11 protein-coding genes and 2 pseudogenes are annotated in these 14,203 nt (G+C 59.5%); 6 read left to right on the top strand and 7 right to left on the bottom strand.

Features of this window, described 5'->3' with window-relative positions; translation table 11 throughout:
- Together KB879_RS37560 and KB879_RS37555 are read right to left on the bottom strand one after the other, a co-directional pair.
- Positions 1-1,553 (bottom strand): IS3 family transposase gene (locus KB879_RS37560; RefSeq protein ID WP_249221202.1). Its coding sequence is split into 2 segments (ribosomal slippage): positions 1-1,091 and positions 1,091-1,553, totalling 1,554 coding nucleotides; the frame shifts between segments, so codons are not numbered across the junction.
- A gap of 77 nt (positions 1,554-1,630) precedes the next feature.
- Positions 1,631-1,870: pseudogene (locus KB879_RS37555) on the bottom strand (transposase); the annotation flags it as partial.
- Positions 1,871-2,034: 164 nt separating this feature from the next.
- Here KB879_RS37555 and KB879_RS37550 point away from each other — a divergent pair.
- Together KB879_RS37550 and KB879_RS37545 are read left to right on the top strand one after the other, a co-directional pair.
- Positions 2,035-2,928: a transporter substrate-binding domain-containing protein gene (locus KB879_RS37550; RefSeq protein ID WP_153954450.1), complete on the top strand. Its 894-nt coding sequence runs from the start codon at positions 2,035-2,037 to the stop codon at positions 2,926-2,928.
- A gap of 153 nt (positions 2,929-3,081) precedes the next feature.
- Positions 3,082-4,137: a medium chain dehydrogenase/reductase family protein gene (locus KB879_RS37545; protein WP_153954449.1), complete on the top strand. Its 1,056-nt coding sequence runs from the start codon at positions 3,082-3,084 to the stop codon at positions 4,135-4,137.
- Positions 4,138-5,235: 1,098 nt separating this feature from the next.
- Here the strand turns inward: KB879_RS37545 and KB879_RS37540 are convergent.
- Genes KB879_RS37540 through KB879_RS37530 form a run of 3 tightly spaced genes read right to left on the bottom strand, consistent with a single transcriptional unit; the run spans position 5,236 to position 7,168 of the window.
- On the bottom strand, positions 5,236-5,742 hold the full coding sequence (locus KB879_RS37540; RefSeq protein ID WP_148271725.1) for a TPM domain-containing protein: 507 nt from the start codon (positions 5,740-5,742) through the stop codon (positions 5,236-5,238).
- Positions 5,736-6,581: a YgcG family protein gene (locus KB879_RS37535; RefSeq protein WP_211982933.1), complete on the bottom strand. Its 846-nt coding sequence runs from the start codon at positions 6,579-6,581 to the stop codon at positions 5,736-5,738. Before KB879_RS37535 ends, KB879_RS37540 begins: the two co-directional genes overlap by 7 nt.
- The gene (locus KB879_RS37530) at positions 6,578-7,168 is read right to left on the bottom strand and encodes a LemA family protein (RefSeq protein WP_153954530.1); all 591 of its coding nucleotides are present in this window, start codon (positions 7,166-7,168) and stop codon (positions 6,578-6,580) included. The genes KB879_RS37535 and KB879_RS37530 overlap by 4 nt, the downstream gene beginning before the upstream one ends.
- Positions 7,169-7,452: 284 nt before the next feature.
- On the opposite strand from KB879_RS37530, the gene KB879_RS37525 reads away from it, so the two are divergent.
- From KB879_RS37525 to KB879_RS37515, 3 genes are all read left to right on the top strand, one after another.
- On the top strand, positions 7,453-8,637 hold the full coding sequence (locus KB879_RS37525) for a methionine adenosyltransferase (protein ID WP_153954447.1): 1,185 nt from the start codon (positions 7,453-7,455) through the stop codon (positions 8,635-8,637).
- Between the two features lie 242 nt (positions 8,638-8,879).
- The gene (locus KB879_RS37520; RefSeq protein WP_249221411.1) at positions 8,880-9,218 is read left to right on the top strand and encodes a YHS domain-containing protein; all 339 of its coding nucleotides are present in this window, start codon (positions 8,880-8,882) and stop codon (positions 9,216-9,218) included.
- The gene (locus KB879_RS37515; RefSeq protein WP_211982931.1) at positions 9,182-10,408 is read left to right on the top strand and encodes an ISL3 family transposase; all 1,227 of its coding nucleotides are present in this window, start codon (positions 9,182-9,184) and stop codon (positions 10,406-10,408) included. The genes KB879_RS37520 and KB879_RS37515 overlap by 37 nt, the downstream gene beginning before the upstream one ends.
- A gap of 74 nt (positions 10,409-10,482) precedes the next feature.
- Here KB879_RS37515 and KB879_RS37510 read toward each other — a convergent pair whose 3' ends face one another.
- Positions 10,483-11,091 (bottom strand): group II intron maturase-specific domain-containing protein, encoded by a 609-nt coding sequence (locus tag KB879_RS37510; RefSeq protein WP_249221410.1) that lies wholly within the window; start codon positions 11,089-11,091, stop codon positions 10,483-10,485.
- A 382-nt stretch (positions 11,092-11,473) separates the two neighbouring features.
- Here KB879_RS37510 and KB879_RS39965 point away from each other — a divergent pair.
- Positions 11,474-12,577, top strand: a pseudogene (locus tag KB879_RS39965) (recombinase family protein); the annotation flags it as partial.
- A 531-nt stretch (positions 12,578-13,108) separates the two neighbouring features.
- On the opposite strand, the gene KB879_RS37500 reads toward KB879_RS39965, so the two are convergent.
- Positions 13,109-13,567 (bottom strand): reverse transcriptase domain-containing protein, encoded by a 459-nt coding sequence (locus KB879_RS37500; RefSeq protein ID WP_249221549.1) that lies wholly within the window; start codon positions 13,565-13,567, stop codon positions 13,109-13,111.
- Between the last annotated feature and the right edge of the window lie 636 nt (positions 13,568-14,203).

Here is a 14,203-nt window from a genome sequence, read left to right as displayed (position 1 = left end):
TCATGCGGACTGCTTTAGTTCTTGCGGCTGCATCCGCTCCGGATTGAGCCAGACTTCGTTCTCCAGCTCCCAATTGCGCGTCGATCGAGACCAACGCTGCGGATTGCGCGCCTTGGCCTCTGCGTACACGCCCTTGCGCTGCGCGAGCACAGCAGCGGCTACACCGTTATGACGCTGCGCCGGCGTGACGAATTTCAGGCCGCTGTGCTTGTGCTCGTGGTTGTACCAACGCACGAACTTCTTCGTCCAGGCACGGGCCTCATCGACACTGCCAAAGGGCCTGCGTGGGTAGTCAGGCCGGTACTTGCAAGTGCGGAACAGCGACTCGGCGTACGGGTTGTCGTTGCTCACGCGCGGCCGGCTGAACGACGCCACCACCCCCAGGTTTTCCAGGGTGGCGAGCATCGTCGCGCCTTTCATCGGGCTGCCGTTATCCGAGTGCAGCACCAGCGGACGTCCCGCCAGGCTCTCGGCCAGACTGGCACGCCGCATCAGCAGCGCGGCCAGTTCCGCCGATTCCGCCTCATGCACTTCGTGACCGACAATCTTGCGGCTGAACACGTCCAGCATCATGTACCAGTAGTAATACCGTCCCTTGACCGCCGACGGCAGCCACGTGATGTCCCACGACCAGACCTGGTTCGGCGCCGTCGCACAATGACTGGTCACCACCCGAGCCGAGGGTTGGCGCGCACGACCCCGGTGGTGCTGCTGCGAAACGCTGCGCAGCACACGGTAAAAGCTCGACTCCGACGCGAGGTACACGCCGCGGTCCGCCAGACCCGGCACGATCTGGCTGGGCGGCAGGCTGGCAAACTCCTCACTGTTGGCAACCTCAAGAATCTGTTGCCGTTCGGTGTCGCTCAGTTTGTTGCCCGGCGCCGGCCGCACGGTCGTCGTGCGGCGATCGGCCGGCACTGCGTCGCCGTCAGCCACCCAGCGCTGGAACGTGCGCAGGCTCACGCCCAGCTCTTTGCAAGCCTTCTCCAACCGACAGCCGGACTGCGCCGCCTCGCGAATCAACGATACACATAACAGGCGATCCGGGACGTTGATCAATCGTCCTCTTTGTTTCCCCAAATCGCCTGGGCTTTTTTTCTCAGAATCAGCAGCGCAGCCGCTTCCGCCAGCGCTTTCTCCTTGCGCTGTAATTCCTTCTCGAGCTGCTGGATGCGTTTCCTGTCGTCTTTCGACTGATGCCGCTGCTCGCGCGCCTGCTCCGCAGCGTTCGCATTGGCTGTCAGACATGCGGCCCGCCAGGCGGCGATCTGTTCGGGATAAAGACCCTTTCGCCGGCAGTACTCGGCCAGCTCCGCGGCATTGAACGGGGCGGTTTCCAGCACCACCGCAAACTTGTCTTCCGAAGACCATCCTTCGGGATTCTTCCCATCGCCCGGCACGACCAGCCCCTTTCCTTTCGCCTGTCGGCGCCACGTGTACAACGTCTGCTCGGTAATCCCCGTTTCCCTGGCCAACGCTGAAACCAGCGCGTTTTCTGGCGGCATCATGCGACGAACCAGCGCTTCCTTTCTTTCTGCTGAGTAGGCTTTCATTTACCCCTGATTTTACCGCCCCCGGTCTTCGTCTCTAAGAATCAGGTGACGTGACATCTATCCTGACGCCGGGGGCAGGCCAGATCCGCCAGGTTGAACCAGTGCTGCAAAAAGTGGATGCGCAGCATCCGCTCCAGGCCAATGGGCGGCCGGCCGTTGCCGGCCTTCGGATAGTACGGCTCGATCACCGCGCACAACGCCGCCCACGGCACGATCGTCTCCATCGTCGCCAGAAATGCCTCACGTCGCGTCGGCTTACGGTATTGCTCGAATCCAGCCCCTTGATCTGCACCCGCTGCCAACGTCATCTGCTTCATGTTCTTCTCTTTGCGCTCTTGATCCCTCACATAACGCTCTTCCTCATGAAGCGGAGGACTTAATCAGCATTGCCTTAGGTCAGAAGTCCGTAGCCCGCCGCGATTGTATAGTCATACGTTGGTGTCGGCGCATGGGTTGTTCTACGCTTCCATGGAGAATAAAAATGAAAACGATTTCCACCATCGCCGCTACCCTGATCGCCTCTGCTCTACCGGTCACTGCGGAAGATATCTACGCCCAGACGCTAGAAAAGGTCGCTGCGACAGATAGGATCACGGTCGCTTATCGCGAGGCGGCGGTTCCCTTCAGTTATGTGCTCAGCCCGCATAAAGCCGTAGGGTTCTCCGTCGACCTGACGGAGGCCATCATTGACGATGTGCGTAGTCGGCTGAAGAAGCCCCTCCTCAAAGTTGAATACATCCCGGTGACCGGGCAGAATCGTATTCCTCTGCTTGTCAATGGTACCTACGATTTGGAGTGTGGCTCGACCACCAATACCAGCGCACGCGGCAAGGAGGTGGCATTCTCGATCAATTTTTTCTACGCAGGAACTCGCCTGCTGACCAAGCGCGATTCTGGCATCAAGGGCTACCCTGACCTAGGGAGGAAGACGGTAGCAAGCACAGCTGGCAGCACGAACGAGAAGGTAGTGAGAAAGTACAGCGCCGATAACAAAATCGATATCAAGATAGTCTCCGGCAAAGACTATGCAGACGCCCTGCAGCTCGTTGAAAGCGAGCGTGCGTCCGCACTGGTCTTGGATGACGTTCTGCTGTTCGGCTTGCGCGCCAATTCGAGGAACCCATCTTCGCTTGTGATTGTGGGTGATACGCTTCAGGTGGAACCGTATGCCTGTATGGTTCGTAAGGACGACGCGGAGTTCAAGAAGCTGGTGGATGGAACCATAACGCGACTGATAAGATCGGGAGAATTTACACGACTCTATAAGAGATGGTTTGAATCGCCGATCCCACCCACCGGCGTGAACCTCAATATGCCAATGAGCGAGCCATTGCGGGCTAACCTCAAGGCACGTAGCGACAAGCCGGCGCAGTGATACTTCTGCATTGATCCCATCGGCGGAATGTGCAGGCGGCACACAAGGATACCGCTGGGGCAGGCTCAAGGCTCTTGCTAACCGAGTTAATCACGACATAGAGGCCGGCAATCTTCGACGTTGTTTTGGTAGGAGGCAGTATTCTCAGACGCCATGAAGCACACGCGCATCATAGTCACACATTACGGCGGGCCTGATGCACTACAGGTGGTGGAGGAAGAGCGCCCCGAACCCAAGGCCGGCGAAGTACGGGTGAGGGTGCTGGCAGCAGGCGTGGGTCAGCCAGACCTGATGATGCGTGAGGGCTTTCATCCGGAAACGCCGCCGCTCCCGTTCACGCCGGGGTGGGATCTCGTTGGCTTAGTGGATAAGCTCGGCTGTGACGTATCTGGGGTTGAACCAGGCCAGCTCGTTGCAGCCCTGCCGATCAACGGCGCGTACGCTGAGTTTGTCTGTCTAGCCCAGCGTGAACTGGTTCCTGTGCCCTCAGGGTTGGACGCGGCCGAGGCTGTCAGCCTTGTACTGAACTACGTCACCGCGTACCAGATGTTGCATCGCTGCGCCATAGTCAAGCCGGGCCAGCGCGTGTTGATTCACGGTGCGGCAGGCGGGGTCGGCTCAGCACTAATGCAGCTTGGAAGCCTCGTAGGGCTGGAGATGTACGGTACCTGTTCATCGCAAGATGCGATCGCAGTTTCGGGCTTAGGCGGTATTCCAATTGATTACCAAAAGCTCGATTTCGTCAGTGAGATTCGTCGCCTCACGGGTAAGGGCGTGGACGTGGTCTTCGACGGCATCGGCGGTACCCACATCTGGCGTTCCCGCGACGCTCTCCGTCTTGGTGGGAGGGTAGTAGCCTATGGCCTTACTGCCTCGCTACGTGGGGGGCGCTTAGCATCAGGTCGTCCAGGTCGCCGTAATCGCTTTCAGCGACTCGCAATTTTCGGTTTGTACATTGCTGGCAGCTGGCTTCTCCCGGGCCGGAAGCGGGTGGTCCCCTACAGCATCCAGTGGCTCAAGCGGCTGAAACCGGCATTGTTTCGACAGGACTTGATTGCCCTGTTGGACCTTCTTCAACAGAAAAAGATCAAGCCGCTAATTGCCCGGAAACTTCCTCTTGTCGAGGCAAGACTTGCACACGAGTTGCTCGGCGAGAAAGGCGTGGCTGGGAAAATCGTGCTTGTGGGCAATGAGACCTTGATGCGGTGAAGAACGGGTGAAACAGCCGAGACCCTGCCAGCCGACATGACTGCTGAAATGTCGGTTTCGCCTTGGAAGCTGCCGTTGGGGATGCGCGGGGCCGACTGGCATAAGAGGCTCGGACAGCGACCGTCCAGAAGAGCGCAAACTCGAATCTCCTTTCGTAAGAAAGGAGATCACCATGGAAACGCTGTATTCCCCCGCTGGCAATCGCGTGCCATGGAACAACGGCAAGATCCCCGGTCGTAGGCGTTGAAACCTTTGCGGGTGAGATTGCCATGATGAGCCTCCTGCCTGCGGCGTTGAGAGCGTGTGCAATGTCCCTATTGGTCGAGGAGCACGCCGTCGGTTGCCTCTTTGACGATGCGCGTACTCCGCCGCAAGGCTTCGCGCTAGGTGGGGTTAGGTTCCGGATAGGCCAGTAACTGCGCCCCGCTGCCATTGACCACCATCGGCAGCGACAGACATACCTCTGGACCTGGCCAGGAACATTTCGAGTGGCATGCCGGAGACCGTCGCGCCGGACCAGTCGACACGCGGCGACCCGATCGCTTCTCTCCGAGCGGCTGCGCGTCGTAGCGCCTGCGATTCACGCCTACGTTCTTGGTGGACACGGCGAATCCGCGGTGATCGGGTGCGCCGGTGCTGATGGCGCGCTCGCGCGCGCAGCGCAGGCGGTCAGATATGACCCGGGCGTTGGCGACCGGCCTCCCATCGAGCGGGAGGATGGCAGCGCAGTTCCTGCTGCCTTCGTCACTTCGAGAGTGAGACCATCATGACGGCACTACGTCGGCGCATGCCTCGTAAAACGAGCCAGCATTAGTGTCGCGGCCGTCTAAGACGCAATGCCACCCGGCAAGCCGGTCAACAGAGTCCCCTGCCGTGACTCCGTGAGCCGCATTGCCACATATCTGGCCATGGACAGCCAAGCTGGCGACGCGCCCCCTTTCCGGAAATTTGCGTTCATGCTAACCACGCTCCAGACCAATCAGGAGGCCAATAGTTAGCGCAACTGCCTGACCCATGGCTTCAGAGAGAATGCAGTCGAGGTCAAGTCCGCTGCGTTTCGCTAAGAGACCGACCTCCCCTATTGGGCAGGCGCCAGAATCACAGAACAACTGGCTTGTTGCTCAATTCATTCTTGCCGCTGTCTCGCACAGGGAAATGCTGTCGCAAGTGCTGGCTGATGGCCAGGATGCCATCGATGAGACCGTGCTGATACTCACCGCGTCGGAAGGTGGCTTCCATTTCCCTACAGATTGCGTCCCAGTCGCTGGCGCCGACCTTCGCATGGATGCCACGGTCGGCAACAATCTCGACGCTCCGGTCTGCCAGCAACAGGTAAATCAGGACGCCATTGTTGTGTTCCGTATCCCAGACACGCATCTGAGAGAAGACCTCGACAGCACGGTCACGCGCCGATTGCCCCGCGAATAGGCTCGCCAAACTCAGCGCACCCTCCACAACAAAGCAGAGTTGTCCGAAATGGCTGGATTCGCTCTTCGCAATGGCTTGTTCGACTTCCCTCAATACATCCTCTGGGAAGGAACGCCCGACCCGCCAGTGCGTCATCAACAGATGTCTCACGATGCGTTTGACGTTTTCCATCACCATTTACCCGAAGCCCCACCGCCGCCAAAACCACCACCGCCCCCCCCGAATCCACCCCGTCCGGACCGGCCACCGAAGCCGCCCCGACCGCCAATACCTCTCCAGCCAATGTGTGAGCCGCCGAACAGCGTAAAGAACAGCGCGATAGCGCCAGCCATAAGCCCGACTGCAAGGGCGCCAGACAAGAGCCAACCGATGAATCCGACCGCACCGCCGGCGGCCACCGCCCCCGGGCCTCGCCCCAAGAAGGACCGCAGCAGTCCGCCTAATACAACCGTGAGCACAAGGATCACCGGCATGAGTTGCCGCACTGGGTCGCGCTCACCTCCTTCACGCCGTGGTGTCGGCAACGCCTCCCCGCTGATAACACCCATGATGCGTTCCACACCGGCTGTCACGCCGCCATAGAAATCACCCTGCTTGAATCGGGGAACGATGTCGTCGCTGATGATGCGCTTGCTCATAGCATCCGTGAGAACGCCCTCAAGGCCATAGCCAACTTCGATTCTGACCGTTCGGTCGTCCTTTGCAATGATGAGCAGCGCCCCGTCATCCGTCCCTCTTCGCCCCAGTTTCCATTTCTCGACGACGCGAATTGAATACTGCTCAATCGCTTCGGGTTGCGTAGTTGGCACCATGAGAACGGCGACCTGGCTCCCTTTCTGCTCTTCGAATGCTTGCAGTTCTTGCTCTAGGGCCGCCTGTTGCGCGCTCGTAAGCGTGGCGGTCAGGTCCGTCACGCGTGCCGTCAGGGAGGGAACGGCAACGTCGGCTGCGGCGCCCAGAGACGCGAACACCAAGAAGACAAGAAACAAGCCTCTTGCGGCCGACAGCCATTTCACTTGGCACCCCCAGGCGCGCTTGCCGGCGCGGCACCGAAGTCCACCAGCGGCGGCTTGGCAATTGTCGCTTCGCTAGCGACGGTGAGGTTGGGCTTCTCCTTGTAACCGAAGACCATTGCCGTCAGGTTTGAGGGAAACGACCGCACGGTGACGTTATAGGCCTGAACTGATTGGATATACCGGTTTCGCGCTACGGTTATCCGATTCTCCGTGCCCTCAAGCTGAGACTGCAGGTCTCTGAATCCCGCATCGGCCTTCAGCTGGGGGTAATTCTCGGAAACCGCCAGCAGCCTCGATAGGGAGCCGGAGAGCGCCTGCTGTGCCGCCTGAAATTGGGCAAAGGCCTGCGGGTTGTTGAGCAGCTCAGGTGTGACCTGGATTGCGCCGACACGCGCCCGCGCCTCGGTCACCTGCGTCAGGACTTCACGCTCATGGCTGGCGTAACCCTTCACGGTGTTGACCAGGTTAGGGACCAAGTCAGCACGGCGTTGGTACTGGTTCACCACTTCCGACCAGCCTGCCTTGACCTGCTCGTCCTGGGTCTGGATCGCGTTGTATCCACAGCCCGTCAGACCAATTGCGAGCATTGCCGCAAGTGCCACCCATAGCTTGTGCACGAGACACCCTCCATCCTTTGGCAATCTTCAAACGCCGGACCACATGAGCCTAATAATGCCCCAGTAGCCCTGTCGCGACTAGCCCGCAATCGAAAATCCAGTTTTCAGCATTTATGCTAGGCAGCGCGAAAGGCCGTTTGCTTGATTTGCCTCAACAACGCTTGTTGGCCCAGTCGGGAACCGAATGGTTCGCGACTTGACCCAGCGCCGCTACATAGAATGACTACAGGGCGACGGCGTGAAAGGGGTTCGAGATGTCTATCATGGAGAACATTGCGATTTCTATCTCGCGTTGGCCGTCGTGGCGAGGCGAGCAGACGGAAATGTGCGAGCACAAGGGCATCGGACATCCCGATAGCCTATGCGATGGAGCTGTCGAAGCTGCGGCACGCGCCTTGTGTCACGCCTACCTCGAAGCCTATGGAGCAATCCAGCACTTCAATCTGGACAAGGCCCTACTCATCGGCGGCATAAGCACGCCAAAGTTCGGCGGTGGCAAAGTGCTGCGCCCAACGCGGTTGTTAGTGTCCGGCCCTATTACCGAACTTCCATCGGCCAAGGCCGAGCTAGTTGTCGAGCAGGCCATTCGCGAGTACCTGGCAACGTCCTTGGGCAGTATTGGCAATGACATCCGCATCGAGCCAATCCTCCGGCCCTCAGCCCCGAACCTCCGGCGGGTGACCAACGCAGCGTCTCTTCCACTGTCCAATGACACATCCTTTGGCGTCGGCTATGCGCCACCCTCATCGCTTGAAAGAGCGGTGCTGTTGGTTGCCGACCTTCTACGCTCACGTGCCGACAGGGGAGTGTTTGAGGCGGCGGGCCTCGATTACAAGGTGATGGGGTGTCGGCTGGGTGAGCATCACCGTCTGACTCTTGCACTGGCGTTTGTCGACCGACGCGTACACGGCGTCGACGAGTACTTCATCCTCAAGGGGCGAATTGGGTCGTATCTGGCCGAGCGCATCGGCACTGAGTGCGAGATTGCAATCAATACCCTCGATAGCCGGGATGCCTGCGACGAAAGTGGGATCTACCTGACGGTCACTGGCTTGAGCGCTGAGCACGGTGATGACGGCCAGGTCGGTCGCGGAAACCGTGTCAATGGCCTGATCACCCCCTATCGGCCAATGTCGCTGGAGGCGGCAGCGGGCAAGAACCCGGCGTCACATGTCGGCAAGCTCTACAACGTGCTTGCCCACCGGTTAGCCACTCATATTCAAGCAAGCGTGGATGGTGCGGATGAAGTCATCGTCCGGCTTCTCTCCGGAATTGGACGCCCCATCGACCAGCCCCAACTGTTTGCCATTGTTGTCGTGGCCGAGCGCGGCCTCTCGAGCGCCCAGGCGCAGCAAGTTCGTGAACTCGCGAGGCAACAGCTGGCGGAGTTCCCTGCCTTGGTCAATGAGCTGATCCATGGCACGGTAGCGGTCTTCTAGGCCCGCAATACGGGGAGCACAGCAACCTCGGCTCCGGCATCAGCTGTCCCAGCGGCTTCTGCAGCCTTCAAACACGTGCTTCGTGTGGCGTTCGACATTCATTCCCGAACCGGCACCCCACTGCGTCCCTGATCTCCCATGAACGCTTGATTGAAATCAAGAAGCAAATCGACTGGTCGCCCAGAATGAAAATGTAATTTATGCGCTGCAGATCCTCCTAATCGCCCCAAGGAGAGGATGGAATGCCGACCAAGTCCACCACCCCTAATGGGAGGAATTACGGCATTACCGACGCCCAGGCAGTTCCAACGGCCGCCGCGGGCCCAGCCGCACCCCAGCAGCTCGTGCGTGACCCAGTTTGTGGCATGGAGATTTCCCCACAGGAGGCCGCTGCCAGCACGGAAGTCGACCAGAAGCGATATTGGTTCTGCTCCCCACACTGTGAGCAGGCTCTCCTCGCCAACCCGGCGAAATATATTCTGCCTCTTTTGAATTTCAAGTGGGTGGTATCGTGGCGGGTTTCAGGTAAAGAGCAACACGAGCGATGCATAGCAAACTGTTTGAAGCAGCCCTTGGCGTAAGCGATCCGTGGTTCGTCCGGGAAGTCGACTTCAACGCGCAAACCAGGACGTTGACGATCCAGATTGACTTTGTCGCCGGCAGCCGCTTTTCCCACCCGGAGGTCGCCGGTGGGCACCCGGTTCACGACACAGTGACCAAACGCTATCGGCACCTGAACTTCTTCGAGCACGACTGCTATCTGGAAGTCCGCACGCCACGCGTGAAGCTTCCCGACGGCCGCGTGGCGTTGGTCGAGCCGGACTGGGCTGGCAAGCTCTCTGGCTTCACGTTGCTGTTTGAAGCCATGGTGGTGGCGCTTGCCCAGCAGATGCCGTTTTCTGCTGTAGCCAGAACGGTGGGTGAGTCGTGGCATCGCGTGTACGCTATCTGCGAGCGCTATGTCGACCTCGCGGTGGCCGAACTCGATCTGGCCGACATGACCGCTGCCGCCGTTGACGAAACGTCCTACAGGCGCGGTCACAACTACCTGACGCTTGTCGCTGATGCCGACGCGCGTAAGGTCGTGTTTGTGACCGAAGGCAAGGATGCTGCCACGGTTGGCAAGTTCGCTGAACATCTGCGCGAGCACAACGCTGCGCCTGAGCAGATCGGGGCGGTCAGTATCGACATGTCGCCGGCGTTCATCAAGGGCGTCGGCGAGCATTTGCCCAACGCGCGCATCACCTTCGACAAGTTCCATGTCGTGGCTCACGCTTCGGCAGCGGTGGACAAGACCCGGCGTATCGAACAGAAGACAGATCCAAGCCTCAAAGGCCTGCGCTGGACGCTGCTCAAGGATCGCGACGGCTTGCCAGCCGCACAGCGTGCCGATCTCGATGCGTTGATCGCCAACGTCACGACCAAACGCACGGCCCGTGCCTGGCTGTATCGCGAGCAGTTGCGCGACATCCTTGAGCGCAAGCAGATCAACGTGGTTTCCGCCATGCTCGAGCAGTGGTGCACAAACGTCATGCGATCCAAGGTCGAGCCAATGAAGGAGGTCGCGCGCATGATCCGCAAGCATTTCGACGGCATCGTTGCATGGACCCAGACGCGCCAGACCAATGGCTTCCTGGAGGCGCTCAACGGCCTGTTCCAAGCCGCCAAGCGTAAGGCTCGCGGTTATGTGAGCTTCAAAACCATGCGCACCGTTATCTTCCTGATCGCCGGAAAGCTCGACTTCTCCGCGATCAACCCGCATGCCGCATAAGTCGAGTAGCGCGTGGGAGTCGCACCCCCGCGCTCTCACAGATCCGGACGTGAATCTCGCGATTCATCCGGCTCCTATCGTCCAAGCGCCGCCTCCAGGCGCCAGTGGGCAAACAGCCCAGGCTGCCGGCATTTGACGCCCGACAGCCACGCCCATGCTCGCGCCGGACGTCTAGACAGAGACTTGTACTTCCGCTGAGCCCAACGCATCAGCGCCATATCGACCCATCGCAGCACCTGCACCAGTGCCGAGCGCGTGAACCGTCCGTAATACTCAATCCAACCCCGCAGAATCGGGCGGGTGCGATCCGCCAAGTCATCCAGCCCCAAGTCGTATCGGCGCAACAGACCCTTGCGACGCATGCCCTGACGCATCGCTCGGGCGGCTTTGTTGCTGACGGCCGGGGTGAAACCGACGCACAGCTTGCCCATCCGGTTCATGACACTTCGCGGTCTGAACGTATGACCCAGAAAGTCGAACTGGTAGATTGGATAGTCCACAGGCCGGTTTGCCTGCTTGCAGTACACGATTTTGGTTTTCTCAGGATGCAGCGCCAGCTTGCATTCCGCCAGTCGCCGCTCCAATTCCTGTCTGAGCAGTAGGGCTTGCGCCTCGCTCTCGCAGTGACAGATGGCGTCGTCAGCGTAACGTTCGAATGGCACGTCCGGATGGTACTTTTGCATCCATCGGTCGAACGCATAGTGGAGAAACAGGTTAGCCAGCACTGGACTGACAACCCCGGCAACAACATAGCAAACTCGCGGGTAAGATGTGGCCTTCGCATATCAAGGGAGTGCCTGGCGCCATGGTCCAGAGAATGTCTTGCCATTGATGCGGTTCTCGTGCTTGAGGCCGTTGCTCCCACTGACTGGGAGTCGCATCGATGACACGGGGACGACGCAAGCACTGGCGAGTGCGTCTCGCTTTTGAGCCGAACCGATATTCCGGCGAACAATTGCAGAAGGCCTACGAACGGCTCAGTCCAGTGGACGCGCGCAGCACTGCGAGGCCATCGGATGCCGAGCCCGAAGTGGCGGCACAACGGGCTATGAAGCGAGGGAAGCGATGAACAACGCTGCCATGGTCGCGCTTTACGCGCGCGTGTCGTCTGAGCAACAAAGCAAACGCGGAACGATTGACAGCCAGATCGCAGCATTGAAGGAGCGGATTCAGGCGGACGGTGCGCAGATTGTGGAGGACCTGTGCTTCATTGATGCCGGGGTGAGCGGTGCAACGCTGGTTAGGCCGCAACTTGAGCGCCTGCGGGACGCCGCCGCACTTGGGACGATCGATCGGCTGTACATCCTGTCGCCAGACCGGCTGGCACGCAAGTACGCGCATCAGGCGCTGCTGATGGAAGAGTTGTCCGCGTGCGGCGTACAGGTGATGTTCCTCAACCACGCAATTGGCACGACGCCGGAAGAGTCACTGCTCTTGCAGATGCAGGGCATGATTGCGGAATACGAGCGGGCCAAGATCGCTGAGCGCAACCGCCGTGGCAAGCTTCACGGTGCCAAACGTGGCAACGTCAATGTGCTATCTGGGGCGCCTTACGGCTATCGCTATATCCGCAGGCAGCTCGACGGGACGCCGGCCCACTACGTCATCGAACTGCCCCAAGCCGCAACGGTAAAAGCGATGTTCCAATGGGTGGGTCTGGAGCGCCTGAGCATCGGAGAAGTGGTACGCCGGCTTGCCGAGGCCGGTACCGAGACGGCTTCGGGTAAGCCGTTCTGGGATCGTAGCGTGGTGTGGGGCATATTGCGCAATCCGGCTTACATGGGACGGGCCGCGTTCGGCAAAACGCAGGTGCGCGATCATCTGCATGTACGCGTACGTGCCCAACGCCACAGCGCTGATGTGCCCAGGAAACCGTATTCGACGATACGCGCGGATCCGCAGCAATGGATCGAAATTCCGGTGCCGGCCATCATCAGTGAAGCGCTGTTTCATACGGTCCAGGAGCAGCTTGCCGAGAACCGCAAGCGTGCACGTCAGAGACGGGATAATGCGCCGCTGCGCCTGCTGCAGGGGCTGACTGTATGCGGACAGTGCCGTTACGCCTATTACGCGAAAAAAGTTAGCAAAGCCGCAGCCAAAGGACATCAGCGGGATTACGCCTATTACCGCTGCGTAGGAACCGACGCCTATCGTTTCGGCGGCGAACGCATCTGTGACAATCTGCAGGTACGAACCGACAAGCTCGACGATCTTGTATGGCAGCAAGTTGTGGAGTTGCTCAGGCAACCAGATCGACTGAGGGGAGAATACGAACGTCGACTGGACGTGTTGGAGCGAAATGAAAAGAACGGCTTCGACACCACCAGCCTGGACAAGCAGCGGCTTCAGCTTGAAAAAGGCAAGTCACGACTGATTGACAGCTACGCGGACGGCATCATCGACAAGGCCGACTTCGAGCCGAAGATGCAGCAGTTGAAGAACCGGCTTGTGCAGATTGAACAGCAGATCCTGGAATCACGGCGCCACGGAGCAGTGCAAAGCGAGCTGTTTCTGGTCATCAACCGGCTTGAGGAATTTGCAACCGCGGTCACCGAGAGGCTGGATACGATTGACCTTGAAACGAAACGCAAGATCGTTCTGGGTCTAGTCAAACGTGTCGAGATCCACAAGGATGAAATCGTAGTTGTGTTCCGCGTCGATCCGCAGCCGCCGGCTTCAAGCAGCGAAAATTCGAACGACTCAGACGAGGGACTGGAAAATATGCAACATTGTAGGCGGCGTACTGACACCGCCTTGCGGCGTGCCCTCGTCCGGGTGCACCACGGTCCCGTCAGGCATTTGCACGGGTGCCTTGAGCCAGCGCTCGATATACAGCAGCACCCACGCGCAGTCCGTGTGGCGACGCACCGCTCGCATCATCAAATCCCAGTCGATACTACCGAAGAAATTCTTGATGTCGAGGTCGACCACCCACGCGTACTCCCAGCATCGCTGCCGAGCCACGTTGAGCGCCTGATGCGCCGATCGTCCGGGACGATACCCGTACGAGTCGCGGTGAAACACAGGTTCCACGAGCGGCTCCAGATATCGCTTGACCACCGTCTGAGCGACGCGGTCCGAGATCGTGGGTATCCCCAACGGCCTCGTTCCCGCACCCCCGTCCTTTGGTATATCAACCCGCAAGACCGGTGGTGGCATGTAGCTGCCAGAGGACATCCGATTCCAGATCCGATACAGATTGTTCTTCAAATCCGCCTCGAATTCCTTCATCGACTGTCCATCCACGCCCGCCGCCCCGCGGTTGGCCTTCACCTGCTGATACGCTTCCCACACCTCACGTTTGGAAATACAAAACGCTTTCGCTTTATCCATGCAGGTCCTCCCCTTGCGGGTTGCCCGCAGCATAAAGCCGGACGATGACGCCCCTTCGGTCCGACCCCATTACAGAGCCTTCAACCCTACTACGAACGTCTCCGCCCCTGTGCCCCGCATCGGTACTCTCACCCTTGCGGAGTCCTTCCGCTTGGATTTCTCCCTTCGCATCGGGACGACAGGTTCCCAAGTTCCTTACCAAAGCCTGAATCGAAGTCACGCCGCCTTTATGCCGGATGCCGATTGGGCCGTCAGCAGGCGCCGCCCAACCTTGTCCCGGAGCAAGTGGGCTCCCCGGTTTCGACATCTTCTGGTGAAATTTTCGACACGTCATCAGCGGTTCACTTTCGTTCGTCTCTTCGATCCCTACCTGACAGAGTTCATCCCTGCCTTTTCCAGCGACGCTCACCACGCAGGCTCTTTACCCACGCAGCTCGTGGCGGTTTGGAGCCCGCTCCTGCA

This window comes from Cupriavidus sp. KK10, assembly GCF_018223725.1.
In the GTDB taxonomy this organism is placed as follows: domain Bacteria; phylum Pseudomonadota; class Gammaproteobacteria; order Burkholderiales; family Burkholderiaceae; genus Cupriavidus; species Cupriavidus necator.
The sequence above is the reverse complement of the archived record's forward strand: the minus strand, read 5'-3'. Positions and strand labels throughout refer to the sequence as shown.

Bases quoted from the DNA above. Each gene is read 5' to 3' on its own strand.
- KB879_RS37545 (WP_153954449.1), top strand. From the start codon at position 3,082: ATGAAGCACACGCGCATCATAGTCACACATTACGGCGGGCCTGATGCA.
- KB879_RS37510 (WP_249221410.1), bottom strand. From the start codon at position 11,091: ATGCAAAAGTACCATCCGGACGTGCCATTCGAACGTTACGCTGACGAC.
- KB879_RS37515 (WP_211982931.1), top strand. From the start codon at position 9,182: ATGCATAGCAAACTGTTTGAAGCAGCCCTTGGCGTAAGCGATCCGTGG.
- KB879_RS37550 (WP_153954450.1), top strand. From the start codon at position 2,035: ATGAAAACGATTTCCACCATCGCCGCTACCCTGATCGCCTCTGCTCTA.
- KB879_RS37525 (WP_153954447.1), top strand. From the start codon at position 7,453: ATGTCTATCATGGAGAACATTGCGATTTCTATCTCGCGTTGGCCGTCG.
- KB879_RS37530 (WP_153954530.1), bottom strand. From the start codon at position 7,168: ATGCTCGCAATTGGTCTGACGGGCTGTGGATACAACGCGATCCAGACC.
- KB879_RS37500 (WP_249221549.1), bottom strand. From the start codon at position 13,567: ATGCCACCACCGGTCTTGCGGGTTGATATACCAAAGGACGGGGGTGCG.
- KB879_RS37520 (WP_249221411.1), top strand. From the start codon at position 8,880: ATGCCGACCAAGTCCACCACCCCTAATGGGAGGAATTACGGCATTACC.
- KB879_RS37540 (WP_148271725.1), bottom strand. From the start codon at position 5,742: ATGGTGATGGAAAACGTCAAACGCATCGTGAGACATCTGTTGATGACG.